Below are 16,306 nucleotides of genomic sequence, written 5' to 3' on the forward strand. Positions count from 1 at the left end.
GCATTATTTCTTGCAGATAGCGGCTACGCCCGGAAGTTCCTTGCCCTCGATGGCTTCGAGCAGCGCGCCGCCGCCGGTCGAGATGTAGGATACCTGATCGGCCATGCCGAACTTGTTGATGCATGCCACCGAGTCGCCGCCGCCGATGAGCGAGAAAGCGCCCTCGGCCGTCGCCTTGGCGATCGCTTCGGCGATCGCGCGCGATCCTTCGGCGAACTTGTCGAACTCGAATACGCCGGCAGGGCCGTTCCACAGAATGGTCTTGGCGCCTTCGATCGCGGCGGCGAAAGCCTTGCGCGATGCGGGACCGGCATCCATGCCCTCCCAGCCGTCGGGGATGTCGTTCACGGGGCAGATCTGCGTATTGGCGTCGTTCGAGAAGGCGTCGGCCGCCACGCAGTCGGTGCCCAGCACCAGATTCACGCCTTTGGCCTTGGCCTTGGCGATGATGTCGAGCGCCAGTTGCAGTTTGTCGTCCTCGCAGATCGAGTTGCCGATCTTGCCGCCCTGCGCCTTGGCGAAGGTGAAGGTCATGCCGCCGCAGAGGATCAGGTTGTCGACCTTGTCCATCAGGTTTTCGATGATGCCGATCTTGGTCGATACCTTCGAGCCGCCCATGATGGCCGTGAAGGGACGTTTGATGTCGCTCAGGATGTTGTCGACGGCTTTCACCTCCTTCTCCATGAGGTAGCCCAGCATCTTGTTGCCGGCGTCGAAGTAGTCGGCGATCACGGCCGTCGAGGCGTGCTTGCGGTGCGCCGTTCCGAAGGCGTCGTTGATATAGCAGTCGGCGTACGAAGCCAGCGTCTTGGCGAACTCCTTCTGCGAAGCCTTCATCGCCTTCTTGGCCTCCTCGTAGGCGGGATCCTCCTTCTCGATGCCCACGGGCTTGCCCTCCTCTTCGGGGTAGAAGCGGAGGTTTTCGAGCATCAGCGCCTCGCCCGGTTTGAGCGCCGCAGCGGCCTCGGCAGCCTTGGCGCAGTCGGGAGCGAACTTGACGGGCACGCCCAGTTTTTCGCTCACGGCGTCGACGATCTGGCTCAGCGAGAACTTGGGGTTGACCTTGCCTTTGGGCTTGCCCATGTGCGACATGATGACGAGGCTGCCGCCGTCGGCGAGCACCTTTTTCAGCGTGGGAAGCGCCCCGCGGATGCGGGTGTCGTCGGTGATTTTACCGTTTTCATCCAGAGGCACGTTGAAGTCCACGCGGACGATCGCGCGTTTGCCCTTGAAATCGTAAGAATCGATTGTTGCCATAATGCGTTGAATTTTAAAGTATATCTTAATGCGTTGAATCCCATTCTCTTGTCAAATTCGGGTTTCGAGCCGGCGCCGGAGCCTCCCGCTGCCCGATGCGGCGGAATCCGCAGGCGGTCGCCGTCTTCGTCCGGCGGCTCCGGTCGCGTCCCGCAAATGTACGCATTTATTTTCAGAAATACGCACTCGTCTGTTTGTAAAATAACACTGCGGCGGGATTTCCTTACCCTGTTGCGGCGGTGCGTCCGGTCCGGCTTCGGCTGTTCGGCTTTCCGCACGGCTCGGCCGGGTCGCCGCAGAACTGCTCTATTTGCGGGTCGATGCCTGCGTAGGAGGCATATTGCGGCAGAGGCTTCGGCCACGGCCGACGAACGAATATTTTTAGCAGAATTTGTCTGTGAACATGTCAGAAATATCCCGCACTTCAATTCGATTTTTCCTGCGAGGAGCAGTTTTTGCCACCTTTTGGTGACAAAAGGTGGCGCCAAAAGTGTCCGCAGGGCACCTTCGTCGGGATCGGACGGCGGTTCTCACTGAGCGGGCACAAAAGACTGCGCTGTTTTGCACACCCGCTCCGGGCGCTCGAACCGCTGTCCGATCTGATTCCTCCTCCGGTGCAATGCGGAAGTGTTGTGCGCTGCGCGCAACCATGATTATTTCATCTCTTGAATTTCATTCTTCTTTTTCTTAGGCTTTTTGATGCGGATTTCGTAATTTTGTCACATAGTATTTCGAAAAAGAGGAAAACGAAGAGAGAAATTCAAGAATATGGCAAAAGAGTTCAAACGCTATCTGGTGACGTCGGCGCTCCCCTATGCCAACGGGCCGGTGCATATCGGTCATCTGGCGGGGGTCTACATCCCGTCCGACATCTACACGCGCTATCTGCGCCGCCGCGGGCGCGACGTGCTGTCGATCTGCGGCAGCGACGAGCACGGCGTGGCGATCACGATCAAGGCGCGCAAGGAGGGGGTCTCGCCCAAGGAGATCATCGACCGCTACCACAACCTCATCAAGCGTTCGTTCGAACGGCTCGGCATGTCGTTCGACATCTATTCGCGCACCTCGTCGCCCGTCCATGCCCAAACGGCGTCGGATTTCTTCCGCAAGCTCTACGCCGAGGGCAAGTTCATCGAGAAGACCTCCGAGCAGTACTACGACGAGGAGGCGCAGCAGTTTCTGGCCGACCGTTATATCGTGGGCACCTGTCCCCACTGCCAGAACGAAAAGGCCTACGGCGACCAGTGCGAGAAGTGCGGGTCGACGCTTTCGCCCGACGAACTGATCGCACCCCACAGCGCGTTGTCCGGTTCGCCGCTCGTCAAGCGTGAGACCAAGCACTGGTACCTGCCGCTCGACAAGTACGAGGGATTTCTGCGCGAGTGGATTCTCGAAGGGCACAAGGAGTGGCGTCCCAACGTCTACGGGCAGTGCAAGAGCTGGCTCGATCTGGGATTGCAGCCGCGTGCCGTGAGCCGTGATCTGGACTGGGGCATCCCCGTTCCGGTCGAGGGGGCCGAGGGCAAGGTGCTCTACGTGTGGTTCGACGCGCCGATCGGCTATATATCCGCCACGAAGGAGCTGACGCCAGACTGGGAGCGTTATTGGAAGGACTCCGGAACCAAGATGGTGCACTTCATCGGCAAGGACAATATCGTCTTCCACTGCATCGTCTTCCCGTCGATGCTCAAAGCGCATGGCGAGTACATCCTGCCCGAGAACGTGCCGGCCAACGAGTTCCTCAATCTCGAAGGCGACAAGATCTCCACGTCGCGCAACTGGGCTGTCTGGCTGCACGAATACCTCGACGAGTTTCCGGGCAAGGAGGACGTGCTGCGCTACGTGCTGTGCGCCAATGCGCCCGAATCGAAGGACAACGACTTCACGTGGAAGGATTTCCAGGCGCGCAACAACAACGAACTGGTGGCCGTGCTGGGCAACTTCGTCAACCGCGCGCTGGTGCTCACGCAGAAATACTACGGCGGCGAGGTTCCCGCATGCGGCAGCCTCACCGATTACGACCGCGAGACGCTGGCCGAATTGCAGGCGGTGAAGGCGACGCTCGAACAGAATATCGAGAACTACCGCTTCCGCGAGGCGTTGAAGGAGGCGATGAACGTGGCGCGCATCGGCAACAAGTATCTGGCCGACTGCGAGCCGTGGAAACTCGTCAAGACCGATCCCGAACGGGTGAAGACGATCCTCAACATCGCCTTGCAGATCACGGCCAACCTCTCGATCGTCGTCGAACCCTTCATGCCCTTCACCGCGGCCAAGTTACTGGCGATGCTGCGGCTCGAACCGTTGGACTGGGAGCGTATCGGGGCGACCGATCTCGTTGCCGCCGGTCACCGGATCGGGACGCCCGAGTTGCTTTTCGAGAAGATCGAGGACGACGTTATCCAGGCGCAGCTCGATAAGCTGGCGGCGACCAAAGAGGCAAATTTGGCGGCAGAGTCGTCTCAAAATATTGATCCTCAGAAAGATAGTATATCGTTCGACGATTTCCAACGCATGGATATACGTGTTTCGACCATTCTTGCGGCCGAGAAGGTCGCCAAGACCAAGAAGCTGTTGAAGCTGACTGTCGACACGGGTATCGACCGGCGTGAGATCGTGTCGGGCATCGCCGAACATTATACGCCCGAGGAGCTGGTCGGTCGGCAGGTGTTGGTGCTCGTCAATCTCGAACCCCGTACGCTCAAAGGAATCGAGTCGCGCGGTATGATCCTCATGGGCGAGGATGCTGCGGGCAAACTCGTGCTGCTGGAACCGGCGGCTCCGGTAAACAGCGGTGCGGTCGTTGGATAAAAACCTCTTAAACTCTTTAAGATTATGGAAAACGTGGATTGGGCGGCGTTGCCGTTTAACTATCACAAGACGGATTACAACGTCCGCATCTCCTACAAGGACGGCAAATGGGGCGAGCCGGAACTGACGCAGGACGAATATATTTCGGTGCACATGTCGGCCCCCTGCCTGCATTACGGCGTCGAGTCGTTCGAAGGGTTGAAAGCCTTTCGCGGCGCCGACGGCAAGGTGCGGCTCTTCCGTCCCGACGAGAACGGCAAGCGTTTCGCCGCGACGGCCCGCAAACTCTGCATGGCCGAACTGCCCGTCGAAACCTTCGTCGAGATGTGCCGCATGGTGGTCAAGGCCAACGAGCGGTTCGTACCTCCCTACGGGACGGGTGCGACGCTCTATCTTCGACCCTTGGAGATCGGCATGGGTGCTTTCCTGGGTGTACACCCCGCCAAAGAGTTCATGGTGTGCGTCTTCGTCTCGCCTGTCGGAGCCTATTTCAAGGAGGGCATCAAACCGATTCGCGTGATCGTGAATCCCGATTATGATCGTGCTGCTCCACGTGGAACGGGCGATGTCAAGTGCGGCGGCAACTATGCCGCCAGCCTCGAAGCGGGCGAGGAGGCCAATCGGGAGGGATATGCCAATTCGATGTTCGTCGATGCAGTCCACCGGAAATATATCGAGGAGTGCGGCGCCGCTAATTTCTTCGGTATCAAAGACAATACTTACATTACGCCGAAATCGACCTCGATCCTGCCTTCGATCACCAACAAGAGCCTGCGGCAGTTGGCGAAGGATATGGGGATGAAGGTCGAGGAGCGTCCCGTTGCGGTCGACGAGCTCTCGACGTTCGAAGAGTGCGCCGCCTGCGGAACGGCTGCGGTGATCTCGCCTATCGGCTATATCTACGACAAGGAAACGGGTCGCGAATGGAAGTTCGGTGACGAACCGGGCAAGCGCTGCTTGGAGATGTACAACAAATTGCAGGATATTCAGTACGGCCGCTGCGACGATCCCTACGGCTGGACGTTGGTCGTCGAGTAGTATATAGTATAAGGAGTGTATTTCGGGAGGTAGTGTATGAATTTCTCTTGACCTTCGGAAATACGAATTTTGGTACGGAAAACGTGCGGTCTCCTTGTGTGACCGCATGTTTTTTTTTGGAAATACGGTGATTTCATACGTATGTATGAATTGAATTCAAGAGATCATGATTCGTATTGAGATCGAGCGGTTGATTTTACGCCCTTTTTCTGACGGCGATTTGTCCGCTTTATTCATGCTTTTAAGCGACGAAGAGGTCACTGCCTTTCTGCCGATGTTCCCGTTAAAAGATATGGCGGAAGCTCGGTCTTACCTCCGGTATATCGAGACGTGGATTCGAAACGGCGGTTTTTATTATGCGATTTGCCTGAAAGATAGCGATTTAGCTGTTGGTTGCATTCATGTGAGCGGTGACGATAGCCATGATCTGGGGTACTGCATTCGCAAAGAGTTCTGGCATAATGGGTTCTGCACGGAGTCTTGTCGGGCTGTCGTCGACCTGCTGCGGCGTATGGGGCTTCCCTATATTACGGCGACACACGATGTGAACAATCCGCGAAGCGGAAGGGTGATGCAGGCCATAGGGATGCATTATTGTTATTCTTATGAGGAGTTGTGGCAACCCAAGAATTTTCCGGTTATCTTTCGTATGTATCAGTTGAATTTAGACGGACAGATGGACCGGGTGTATCGTGAGTATTGGGATCGCTATCCGGTGCATTTCGTCGAGACATTTTGACGACCCCCCCCTATTCTCCTTGGGTGGATTGTTCCACGTGGAACACGAGAGAGGCGAACCTTCGCGGTTCGCCTCTCTCGTGTTTTTTTTCGTGGTCGAATCGGCGTTATCTCCCGAATTTTACAAGCAGGACATTCACGTCGGCGGGCGAAACCCCGGGGATACGCGAAGCTTGGCCGATCGTCGTCGGGCGGATGCGCGTGAGTTTCTGCCGTGCCTCGATCGTGAGCGATTGCATCGAATGATAGTCGAAATCGGCAGGGATGGCGATATTTTCGAGCCGATGCAACTTTTCGGCGATGAATTTTTCCCGCTGGATATATCCGTTGTACTTGATCTGGATCTCTGCTTCTTCGATCGCTTCGGTCGTCATTCCCTCTTCCTCGATCAGTTGCGCGAGCTTGGGGAGGACGCGGGACAGGCCGGCGAAGGTGATTTCATTGCGAAGCAGAATGTCGTAGAGCTTCCTCCCCTGCTTCATCGGTTCGGAATCGACTGATTTCAGATAGTCGTCGATTTCGCCTGCACGCACGCTCGTGCGGCGGGCGAAGGAAATAAGCGATTCTACGCACGACTTTTTTCGCTCGAAATTCGCAAAGTCTTTTTCCGAAATCAATCCGATTTCATGTCCGAGCGGAGTGAGTCGCAGGTCGGCATTGTCCTGTCGGAGCAGAATGCGGTACTCGGCGCGCGAGGTGAACATCCGGTAAGGTTCGTCGACGCCCTTCGTCACCAAATCGTCGATCAACACGCCGATGTAGGCTTCGTCGCGTTGCAGAACGATCGCCGACTCCCCTACCCGTTTGCGATGCGCGTTGATCCCTGCCAGCAGGCCTTGCGCCGCAGCCTCCTCGTAACCTGTCGTGCCGTTGACCTGGCCGGCGAAATAGAGTCCGTCGACGAGTTTCGTTTCGAGCGTATGGCGCAACTGGGTGGGCGGGAAGTAGTCGTATTCGATCGCATAGCCGGGCCGGAAGATATGGACGTCCTCCAACCCCCGGATCCGGTGCAGCGCCTCGTACTGTACCTCCCACGGCAGCGACGACGAGAAGCCGTTGAGATAGTATTCATTGGTGTTATCTCCTTCTGGTTCAAGGAATAACTGATGCTGTTCCTTGTCGGCGAAGGTGCGCAGCTTGTCCTCGATCGAGGGGCAGTAACGCGGTCCGATGCCGTGGATCGTGCCGTTGAAGAGCGGCGACCGGTCGAAGCCTGTACGCAACGTGGCGTGCACTTCGGGCGAAGTGTAGACCAGAAAACAGGGACTTTGATGTTTAACTTGCTGTGTATCAGTGGAAAATGAAAACTTCGACGGATTTTCGTCGCCGTATTGCGGCTCCAATGCCTCGAAGTCGATCGTGCGGGCGTCGAGTCGTGCGGGGGTACCGGTCTTCATGCGCCCCGTTTCGAATCCCATCGCGGCGAGCGATGCGGTGATGCCCGTCGAAGCGGGATCGCCGGCGCGTCCGCCCGGCGCGTGCGCTTCGCCGCAGTACATCATGCCGTCGAGGAAGGTGCCGGCCGTGAGGATTACGGCGCGCGCCGTGAACTCGACGCCCATGCACGTGCGCACGCCCGTCACGCGGGGACGCTCCCCTGCCGTGTCGAAGAGCAGTTCTGCGGCCGTATCCTGCCAGATATAGAGGTTCTGCGTATTTTCCAGTTCGTGCCGCCATTCGGCCGAAAAACGGCCTTTGTCGCACTGCGCGCGCGGGCTCCACATGGCCGCTCCCTTCGAGCGGTTGAGCATCCGGAATTGGAGTGTCGTGCGGTCGGTGATACGCGCCGTGCGGCCGCCCAGCGCGTCGATTTCGCGGACGATCTGCCCCTTGGCCACGCCTCCCACGGCGGGGTTGCACGACATGTTGGCCAGCTTGGTCATGTTCATCGTTAGGAGCAGCGTGCGCGAACCCATGCGCGCCGCCGCCGAAGCGGCTTCGCAGCCGGCGTGGCCGCCGCCGATGACCAGAATATCGTAGTCGAGCGTCATATCTTGTCGGTTTTCGTGTTCGGAATCGCGAATGTCGCGCGCAGGCCGTGCGGAAGGTCGCCCCGTCGGACGGGGCGGCACGCGGACTGTCGGCGGCGTCACTTTTGCGGGGTCTCCCAGAATCGGAGGTATTTGTCCTCCTTGCGATGCATCTGCCGCTCGGTGCGCGGCGTCTTGTCGCGCTGTCCGCAGAGGTGCAGCAGTCCGTGCACCACCACGCGGCGCATCTCCTGCAAGGTCGTGGCGCCGTAGATGCGGGCGTTGTCGGCCACCGTCTCCACGTCGATGAAGATGTCGCCGGCGACGGTGCGTGTTCCGCGGCGGTCGCTGTAATCGAAGGTGATGACGTCGGTGAAGTAGTCGTGTCCGAGGTACTGACGGTTCATTTCGAGCAGCCTCTCGGCCGAGCAGAAGATATAGTCGACCTCGGCGAGCGTGTAGCCCTCCTGTTCGGCCACGCGCCGCAGCCACGCGGCGGTGAGCCGTTTCTGCGGCAGCCGGTAGGAGCATCCGTCGGTATGGTATCGTACAGCCATTGTCGTGCAGTCTTTATGGGGTTATTTGCGGAAACAGTCCGAGGCGCGCATCTTCTTGGCTCCTGCGGGCGGATAGATGCCGAATACGAGCCTGTATTCGGTCTTCATGGTCTGGATGTCGACCGCGGGGCCGATGACGCCGATCGCGCTGTTTTTGGCCACTGTCTGCCCCTTGGCGACGCTCACCGAATTGAGGTTGGCGTAGGAGGTGATGTACTGGCCGTGGGCGATGTAGACGTCGAATCGGTTGGTGATGCGATTGCGCTTCACGTCGACCACCTTCCCTTCGTAGATGGCCGTGATGCGTGCTCCCTTGGGACCCGTGATCTCGGCCATGTTGTCGCGGTAGCGTTTCACGCGCCCGCCCTCGACGGGAAGGTTCAGGTTCGACGTGCGCGTGGAGAACGAGGCTCCCGCCTTGTTGCCCTTGGTGAGTTTCTGCAATTCGGCGATGGCCGTGTCGAGCTGCTCCTCCTGCCGCTCCTTTTCGCGCAATACGGCCTTTTCGCGCGCCGACATGCGTTGCAGGCGTGCCTTGGCGTTGCGCTGGTCGCGTTCGTAACGGGCCCGTTGGGCGTCGATCTTGCGGCGTGTGGAGTCGAGCGCCTGCTGCTGCGCGGCGAGCAGCTCCTGCTGCCGTCCCACCTCCTGCGCTGTCTCGGCGATCTCGCGCAGCTTCGCTTCGCGCAGTTTGGCCACGCCGCGGATGTTGGCGATGCGACGCGCCACGTCGGCGAAATCCTTCGAGGCGAAGATATAGGTCAGGTAGCTGTTCTGCTTGTAGTTGCGGTAGGCTTCGCGTACCATCGCCGCATATTGGGCGCGGTAGCGTTCCAGCCGGACGTTGAGTGCACCGGCCGTGCTGTCGCTCGCGGCGAGTTGTTCGGCGAGCAGCGACAGCTGGCTTTCGGTTTCGTCGAGCAACTGGCGGCGCGATGCGATCTGCCGCGAGAGCCGCTGCACGCTCTGCTGTTCCGAATTCTTGCCCTTCTTGATCGAGGTGAGCTCCTGTTCGCCGCGTGCGATCTGCTTTTCGAGCGCATCGATGGCACGCTGCTTCTCGGCGATCTGCCGTTGCAGGTCGCCCTTTTGCCCTGCTGCCGGAACGGTCAGACAGAGCAGCAAGCCGAGGATCAGTGCGAAGCGTGTCATGGCGCGGCGGGCGTTTGCGCCGCCTCTTTCAGGCGGCGGAACCGTTCGACGATCGCGTCGGGGTCGTCGTAACCCCCTTCGAGCGCCTTTTTCCAGTAGACTTCGGCCATGAACTTCTCGCCCAGCGCGGCCAGGATGTCGCCGTAGTGGAGTTGCAGGTCGGGACTTTGGCTGCGGTCGAGCGAAAGGGCCTGCTGCATGGTTTTCTTCGCTTCGTCGTAACGTCCCAACCGGTAGAGCACCCATGCGTAGGTGTCCAGATAGGTCGGGTTGTTCTCTTCGAGCACGATCGCGCGCCCCGCCATGGCGAGCGCCCGTTCCAGGTCGCGCCCTTCGAGCGAGAGAAAGTAGGCGTAGTTGTTGAGCACCATCGCGTTGTCGTAACGCAGCGCGAGCGAACGGTCGTAGGCGTCGTAGCACTTGCGCATGCAGCGTGCCGCGGGGCCTTTGCGGCTTTCGTAGAGCGATGCTTTGGGCCGTCGATCCTCCGACTGCTTCTGCAACGCCTGCTGGCCCATCAGGTGATAGGTTTCGCCGATGATGCCCCAGACGGCGCCCCGCAGCGAGTCACCCGGTGCCAGGCGGAGCGAGTTCTTGTAGAATTTCAGCGCTTCGTCGTACCGTTTGGCGTAGGAGAGCATCTGTCCCTTGCGCAGGTGGAGGTCGACGTTTTCGGGGAAGAGCTTCATCGCGCGGGAAGTGTAGTGCTCCACCGAGTCGGGCCGCTGCTTGTAGCTCTCGATGTCGATCACCATGTTGAAGTAGTCGATCCGGGGCGGGAGGTCGTCGAGATGCGTCTTGTAGTAGGTCAGCGCGTCGTCGAGCTGCCCCGAGGCGATCAGGTGGTCGCCGTAGAGCTTCACCACGCGCGGATCGTGCGGATATTTCATCGCCAGCGTCGTAGCCAGGTCGTTGATTTGCAGGTAAAAGGTGCTGTAAAAATTCCGGTCGCCGGTGATCCGGTCGAAATAGGCGAGCTTGTCGTCGAGCGGCATTTCATCGCTCGCGAAGAGCCGCCGCGTGTAGTTGAGCGAGGAGGCGTAGTCGCGCCGTTCGTTGTAGAATTCGCTGTACGTGGCCAGTACGGCGACGCTCGTCGAATCGATGCGGTAGGCCTCGGCGAATTGTACCAGCGCCAGCGAATCTTTCTTCTGGCGGGCATACAACTCGCCCAGCAGCAGATAGTTCTCGGCCTTGTAGGGGGCGGCTTCGATGAGCGCCTGCGCTTCGGCTACGGCGCGGTCGTATTGGCGGGTTCCCACCAGCAGGCGGCGTTTGAGTTCCGACAGGGCGTCGATCCTGCCGAAACGCACCTCCGCCGAATCGAGCACAGCGATCGCCGAGAAGGGCTGCCCCTCCTGGTCGTAGAGCATCGCCAGCACGCGGTAGGAGTCGGGATTCTGCGCGTCGACCTCGCGCAGCCGGTTGTAGGTGCGGATCGCGTCGCGGTAGCGGTCGTTGAGAATCTGTGCCTGCCCCAGTTGCAGCAGGTACCATTTGTCGGTCGTGTCGGTGCGGAAGGCGCGTTCGGCATGGCGCAGGGCGGCGGGAGCATCGTTGTAAAGCAGCAGTTCGGCCAGTTCGTACCATGCGGGCCCGTAGGTCGAATCGGCTTCGACGGAGCGTTCCAGCGACGCGCGGGCCGCGGCGGTGTCCCGCTCGATGAAGGCCTGCTTGATCCCTTCGGTGAAGAGGTAGAAGCCCCGGAGCGAGTCGGGCACCTGCGGCGCCGGCGCGACCTGCGGGGTTTTCCGGGCGAAAGCGCCGCAGAAGACCGCAGTGAGCAGGAGCAGAAGGAGTGTTTTTCGCATCGTCGGGGGTGTCATATGCTGTTAAACGGAACGGGGGCGGCGCTTCGTATGCGTCGCCCCTCGCGTTTTCAATCCAACTCGGTATCGAACTGGCGGAGGAAGCGCACGTCGTTTTCGAAATAGAGCCGCAGGTCACCCACGCCGTATTTGAGCATGGCGATACGTTCGATGCCCATGCCAAAGGCGAAGCCCGAATATTTCTTCGGATCGATGCCGTTGGCCTCCAATACGTTGGGGTCGACCATGCCGCAGCCCAGAATCTCCAGCCAGCCCGTGCCCTTGCAGACCGGACAGCCCTTGCCGCCGCAGAGGTTGCACGAGACGTCGACCTCGGCCGAGGGTTCGGTGAAGGGGAAATACGACGGACGCATCCGGATGGCCGTCTGTTCTCCGAAGAGTTCTTTGGCGAAGAACAGCAGCGATTGTTTCAGGTCGGCGAACGAAACCCCTTCGTCGATGTAAAGCCCTTCGATCTGGTGGAAGATGCAGTGGGCACGGTAGGAGATGGCCTCGTTGCGGAAGACGCGGCCGGGGCAGATGACGCGGATCGGCGGGCGCTGGTGCTCCATCGTGCGCACCTGGATCGACGAGGTGTGGGTGCGCAGCAGGATGTCGGGGTTCTTCTCGATGAAGAAGGTGTCCTGCATGTCGCGCGCCGGATGTTCGGGCGGGAAGTTGAGTGCCGAGAAGACGTGCCAGTCGTCCTCGATTTCGGGCCCGTCGGCCACCGTATAGCCCAGCCGCGAGAAGATCTCGACGATCTGGTTCTTCACCAGCGAAATCGGATGGCGCGACCCGAGCTGCTCGGCCGAACCGGGACGGGTCGGATCGCCGATGGCTTCGGCATCGTCGGCCCTGCTCTCCTGCAATTCGGCGCGCAGGGCGGCGACCCGCTCGGTGGCGGCCTGTTTCAGGGCGTTGAGCCGCTGCCCCACTTCGCGTTTGAGTTCGGGAGCCACCCTCTTGAACTCCTCCATCAGCGCGTTCAGTTCGCCCTTTTTCCCCAGTACCTTGATGCGGAACTCTTCGACTTCGGCCGCCGTTTTGGGGCGGAACTCTTCGACACGCCGCAGAAGTTCTTCGATTTTGCCAATCATATTTTGCGGTTTTATACTTTTTGCCTAATTTTATACGCTATATAAAATGCAAAGTTATAAATTTTTTGAGATATGTTGCGCAAATCGCTCGCTTTTGTCGTCGTTGCACTCCTCCTCGCCGCGGGGGCGTCGGCCCAGAGCGTCGGGCTCGTGCTGAGCGGCGGAGGGGCGAAGGGACTCTACCATATCGGGGTGATCCAGGCGCTCGAAGAGAACGAGATTCCGATCGATTACGTCGCCGGAACCTCCATGGGTTCGATCATCGCGGCGCTCTACGCGGCGGGCTATTCGCCGGAGGAGATGCGCGCGATCGTCGATTCGGGGCAGGTTCGGGAGTGGGTTTCGGGCCGCATCGATTCGCGTTACGCCTCCTATTACCGCCAGATGCAGGATCAGCCCTCGATGCTTACGCTGCGGCTCAATCTGCGCGACGAGGAGAAGCGCAGCGATGCCAAGAACAAGTCGCGGCTGGTGCTGCCGAGCCATCTCATTTCGTCGTCGCAGATCGATCTGGCGCTCGCCGAACTGCTGACGCCGGCTTCGACGGCCTCCGGCGGCGATTTCGACCGGCTCATGGTGCCGTTCCGGTGCGTGGCCAGCGACCTGGTGGCGCGCAAACCCTATGTGCTCAAAACGGGCGACCTGGGCGAAGCGGTGCGTGCCTCGATGGCCATTCCGCTGGCGTTCAACCCGATCGAGAAGGATTCGATGCTGCTCTACGACGGCGGTATCTACGACAATTTTCCGTGGAAACCCCTCGACGAAACCTTCCGTCCCGACTACCTGATCGGCAGCAAATGCACGTCGGGCAACACCGAACCCAACGCCAAGAGCATCATGGACCAGGTGTGGATGCTCACCATGGAGAAGACCGATTACGACATGCCGGCCGGCCGCAGCACGCTTATTGAGCGGGCGGTCGACGTTTCGATGCTCGACTTTTCTCAGGCCGACGCCATTATCCAGTCGGGTTATGACGATACGATGGCGCTGATGGACTCGCTCAAAAGCGCCGTTCCGCGCCGCATGTCGCGGGGCGAGGCGCTGCGCCGCCGCGCCGCCTTCCGCGAACGCTGCCCCGAGCTGCTTTTCAACCGCTACGCGATCGAGGGGCTGAATCCCGCCCAGACGACCTACGTGCGCGACAACATGCAGCTCGACCACCAGCACGACGGCGAACCGAAGATCCTTTCGTTCGAGCGGGTGAAGGACAAATACTTCTCGGTGCTGGCCGACGGCAATTTCTCCACCGAATACCCCTACATGCGCTACGATCCGAAGTCGGGCTATTACGGCATCGATTTCCGGCTGACGACCAAGCCCGACTACAAAATCCTGATCGGCGGTAACATCTCGTCGACGGCCTTCAACCAGGCCTACGTCGGGTTCGAATACCACCGCATCCGCCATGCGGCCAACCGCTACTACACCCACCTGTTCCTCGGGCCGGTATCGTCGGCCGTCATGCTGGGCGGACGGACGGACTTCTTCCTCTGGCGGCCGCTGTTCGTCGATTATTCGTACAACTTCACGGCCCGCAACTACAAGAACGGCAATTTCGGCAACCTCACGTCGGTGTCGAACACCGAGTCGATGAAGTTTCTGGAAAACTTCCTCTCGCTGGGATTCGGCTTTCCGGTCACGCACCGCAGCGCCTTCGTGATCCGGCTCAACGGCGGACAGGAGCGCTACTATTACAGCCTCGACCGCGCCTCCTACAAGGAGAACTACTATGAGGATCTGACCACGCTCAACTACATTTCGCCGAAGATCGAGCTGCGGCGCAGTTCGCTGGACAGGATGATCTTCCCGCACTCCGGTACGTCGCTCTCGCTGTCGGGCATCTATCTCTACGGCCGCGACCGTTTCGTGCCGAGTCCCTATTCGCGCGACGAGCAGCGGCTGCGCAAGTCGAAGCGGGATGTCTCGTGGTGGGGCGCCCGCATCGTGTGGAACCAGTATTTCCAGATTTCGGGCAGCAAATGGTTTTCGCTGGGTTACGGCGCCGAGGCTGTCGTGACGACGATCCCCACGCTGAGCAACGACAAGGTGACGCGCATGCTGATGCCGGCCTACCGGCCTACGCTCCATTCGCAGACGGTCTACATGCCCGAATACCGCGCCAAGCGCTATGCGGCGGTCAGCGTGATGCCGACCTTCGATTTCAGCGACCGGTTCTTCCTGCGGACGGGCATCTACGCGATGTTCGCCGAGCGGTTCCGACCGACCGACGACAGGATGCGTTACATCGTCGACGCGTCGCTGGTCTATCATACGGGCATCGGCCCGATCAGCCTCTCGCTGACGAAGTACAACGTCAAGAACTGGGACAACCTCTTCCTGACCTTCAATTTCGGCTATGCGATGTTCCGTCCGCGCGGAATCCACTATTGACGACCCTATGGTTTAACGATTCGACGACTATATGACACAAGAACCCAAAATCACGGCGGCGCTGATCTACGACTTCGACGGTACGCTGGCGCCCGGCAACATGCAGGAGTACGATTTCATTCCCGCCGTCGGCCAGAGCAACAGGGAGTTCTGGAACGACGCCAATTCGCTGGCCGAGGAGCAGGACGCCGACATGACGCTTACCTACATGGCCAAGATGCTCGAAGCGGCGCGCTCGCGCAAACTGTCGCTGCGCCGCGAGGCGTTCCAGGAGTCGGGACGCAACATCCGGCTCTTTCCGGGCGTGAAGGAGTGGTTCGGCCGCATCAATGCCTATGCCGCCGCGCGGGGCGTGCGCGTGCTGCACTACATCAATTCGTCGGGCTTGAAGGAGATGATCGAGGGGACGCCCATCGCGTCCGAGTTCCGCAAGATCTACGCCTGCTCGTTCCTCTACGACGTCGACGGCATCGCCTACTGGCCCGGCGTGGCGGTCAACTATACCAATAAGACGCAGTTCATCTTCAAGATCAACAAGGGCGTCGAGTCGGTGTCGGACTGCAAGCTGGTCAATCAGTATATCGAGGAGCGCGAACGTCCCGTCCCTTTCAGCCGTATGATCTACGTGGGCGACGGGACGACCGACATTCCCTGTATGCGGCTGGTGAAGAACTTCGGTGGGCACTCGATCGCCGTCTACAACCCCGCGTCGGCGAAGGTGGGGCGCAAGGACCTGGCGTCGCTCATCCGCGACAACCGCGTCAACCACGTCTGTGCGGCCGATTATACCGAAGGGTCGGAGATCGACCGGCTGGTGAAACTCATCATCGACAAGATCGCGGTCGACTTCGAGCTGCAACAGCTCGAAATCCCGCGTTAAACGCATCGCTCATGAAGATCGTATTCGCAACCAACAACGCCCACAAGCTCGCCGAGGTGCAGGCCGTGCTGGGCGACGCCTACGAACTGGTGACGCCGCGCATGTGCGGCGTGGAGGAGGAGATTCCCGAAAACCAGCCGACGCTCGAAGGCAATGCCTCCGAGAAGTCGCACTACCTGCGCGCCCGCACGGGGCTCGACTGCTTCGCCGACGATACGGGTCTCGAAGTCGAGGCGCTGGACGGCGCGCCGGGCGTCCATTCGGCGCGCTATGCCTCCGACGGCCACGACTTCGCGGCCAACAACCGCCTGCTGCTGCGCAACTTGGAGGGGGTGGCCAACCGCCGCGCACGCTTCCGCACGGTCATTTCGCTGCTTGTGGGCGACGAGGAGCACCTCTTCGAAGGGGTCGTCGAGGGGCGCATCGTCGAACGGGAGAGCGGAGCCGAGGGGTTCGGTTACGATCCGCTCTTCGTGCCCGACGGCTGCGACCGTACCTTCGCCGAGATGTCGCCCGACGAGAAGAACGCCGTGTCGCACCGCGGCCGCGCCGTGCGCAAACTGGCCGCCTTCCTGCGCGCCCGCGGCGAAAAGTGACACCC

Annotated in this window: 12 protein-coding genes; 6 read left to right on the forward strand and 6 right to left on the reverse strand. The window is 60.0% G+C overall.

The genetic code is table 11. From position 1 onward, the window contains the following. Positions 1–3: 3 nt before the first annotated feature. On the reverse strand, positions 4–1,257 hold the full coding sequence (locus FMF02_RS05665) for a phosphoglycerate kinase (protein WP_019130748.1): 1,254 nt from the start codon (positions 1,255–1,257) through the stop codon (positions 4–6). Positions 1,258–2,025: 768 nt separating this feature from the next. Here FMF02_RS05665 and metG point away from each other — a divergent pair. From metG to FMF02_RS05680, 3 genes are all read left to right on the forward strand, one after another. Beyond that, positions 2,026–4,068, forward strand: coding sequence for a methionine--tRNA ligase (gene metG, locus FMF02_RS05670; protein ID WP_141412449.1), 2,043 nt, complete (start codon positions 2,026–2,028; stop codon positions 4,066–4,068). Positions 4,069–4,092: 24 nt separating this feature from the next. Next, positions 4,093–5,106: a branched-chain amino acid aminotransferase gene (locus tag FMF02_RS05675; RefSeq protein ID WP_019130746.1), complete on the forward strand. Its 1,014-nt coding sequence runs from the start codon at positions 4,093–4,095 to the stop codon at positions 5,104–5,106. A gap of 166 nt (positions 5,107–5,272) precedes the next feature. Continuing rightward, positions 5,273–5,845 (forward strand): GNAT family N-acetyltransferase, encoded by a 573-nt coding sequence (locus FMF02_RS05680; RefSeq protein ID WP_141412450.1) that lies wholly within the window; start codon positions 5,273–5,275, stop codon positions 5,843–5,845. 106 nt (positions 5,846–5,951) lie between these two features. Here the strand turns inward: FMF02_RS05680 and mnmG are convergent, their stop codons facing one another. The 5 genes from mnmG to pheS all read right to left on the reverse strand — a co-directional run bounded on the left by mnmG (position 5,952) and on the right by pheS (position 12,431). After that, positions 5,952–7,835 (reverse strand): tRNA uridine-5-carboxymethylaminomethyl(34) synthesis enzyme MnmG, encoded by a 1,884-nt coding sequence (mnmG, locus tag FMF02_RS05685; RefSeq protein ID WP_141412451.1) that lies wholly within the window; start codon positions 7,833–7,835, stop codon positions 5,952–5,954. Between the two features lie 98 nt (positions 7,836–7,933). Then, positions 7,934–8,371 (reverse strand): rRNA maturation RNase YbeY, encoded by a 438-nt coding sequence (gene ybeY / locus FMF02_RS05690; RefSeq protein ID WP_019130743.1) that lies wholly within the window; start codon positions 8,369–8,371, stop codon positions 7,934–7,936. A gap of 21 nt (positions 8,372–8,392) precedes the next feature. Then, on the reverse strand, positions 8,393–9,523 hold the full coding sequence (locus FMF02_RS05695; protein WP_019130742.1) for a murein hydrolase activator EnvC family protein: 1,131 nt from the start codon (positions 9,521–9,523) through the stop codon (positions 8,393–8,395). Then, a complete protein-coding gene (locus FMF02_RS05700) occupies positions 9,520–11,334 on the reverse strand; it encodes a tetratricopeptide repeat protein (RefSeq protein WP_244611636.1) in 1,815 nt (604 codons plus the stop codon). Before FMF02_RS05700 ends, FMF02_RS05695 begins: the two co-directional genes overlap by 4 nt. Positions 11,335–11,402: 68 nt before the next feature. Beyond that, a complete protein-coding gene (gene pheS / locus FMF02_RS05705) occupies positions 11,403–12,431 on the reverse strand; it encodes a phenylalanine--tRNA ligase subunit alpha (RefSeq protein ID WP_141412453.1) in 1,029 nt (342 codons plus the stop codon). 72 nt (positions 12,432–12,503) lie between these two features. On the opposite strand from pheS, the gene FMF02_RS05710 reads away from it, so the two are divergent. From FMF02_RS05710 to rdgB, 3 genes are read left to right on the forward strand one after another with little or no spacing between them, the layout of a single operon-like run. Beyond that, the gene (locus FMF02_RS05710; protein WP_019130739.1) at positions 12,504–14,825 is read left to right on the forward strand and encodes a patatin-like phospholipase family protein; all 2,322 of its coding nucleotides are present in this window, start codon (positions 12,504–12,506) and stop codon (positions 14,823–14,825) included. A gap of 31 nt (positions 14,826–14,856) precedes the next feature. Further along, entirely contained in the window at positions 14,857–15,705 is an 849-nt protein-coding gene (locus FMF02_RS05715; protein WP_019130738.1) for an HAD family hydrolase, read from the forward strand. Between the two features lie 11 nt (positions 15,706–15,716). Next, entirely contained in the window at positions 15,717–16,301 is a 585-nt protein-coding gene (rdgB, locus tag FMF02_RS05720) for an RdgB/HAM1 family non-canonical purine NTP pyrophosphatase (RefSeq protein WP_019130737.1), read from the forward strand. The last annotated feature ends 5 nt before the right edge of the window (positions 16,302–16,306 follow it).

Source organism: Alistipes communis (assembly GCF_006542665.1).
In the GTDB taxonomy this organism is placed as follows: Bacteria; Bacteroidota; Bacteroidia; order Bacteroidales; family Rikenellaceae; genus Alistipes; species Alistipes communis.

Coding starts and splice junctions, on each gene's coding strand:
- FMF02_RS05665 (WP_019130748.1), bottom strand. CDS start 1,257: ATGGCAACAATCGATTCTTACGATTTCAAGGGCAAACGCGCGATCGTC.
- metG (WP_141412449.1), top strand. CDS start 2,026: ATGGCAAAAGAGTTCAAACGCTATCTGGTGACGTCGGCGCTCCCCTAT.
- FMF02_RS05675 (WP_019130746.1), top strand. CDS start 4,093: ATGGAAAACGTGGATTGGGCGGCGTTGCCGTTTAACTATCACAAGACG.
- FMF02_RS05680 (WP_141412450.1), top strand. CDS start 5,273: ATGATTCGTATTGAGATCGAGCGGTTGATTTTACGCCCTTTTTCTGAC.
- mnmG (WP_141412451.1), bottom strand. CDS start 7,835: ATGACGCTCGACTACGATATTCTGGTCATCGGCGGCGGCCACGCCGGC.
- ybeY (WP_019130743.1), bottom strand. CDS start 8,371: ATGGCTGTACGATACCATACCGACGGATGCTCCTACCGGCTGCCGCAG.
- FMF02_RS05695 (WP_019130742.1), bottom strand. CDS start 9,523: ATGACACGCTTCGCACTGATCCTCGGCTTGCTGCTCTGTCTGACCGTT.
- FMF02_RS05700 (WP_244611636.1), bottom strand. CDS start 11,334: ATGCGAAAAACACTCCTTCTGCTCCTGCTCACTGCGGTCTTCTGCGGC.
- pheS (WP_141412453.1), bottom strand. CDS start 12,431: ATGATTGGCAAAATCGAAGAACTTCTGCGGCGTGTCGAAGAGTTCCGC.
- FMF02_RS05710 (WP_019130739.1), top strand. CDS start 12,504: ATGTTGCGCAAATCGCTCGCTTTTGTCGTCGTTGCACTCCTCCTCGCC.
- FMF02_RS05715 (WP_019130738.1), top strand. CDS start 14,857: ATGACACAAGAACCCAAAATCACGGCGGCGCTGATCTACGACTTCGAC.
- rdgB (WP_019130737.1), top strand. CDS start 15,717: ATGAAGATCGTATTCGCAACCAACAACGCCCACAAGCTCGCCGAGGTG.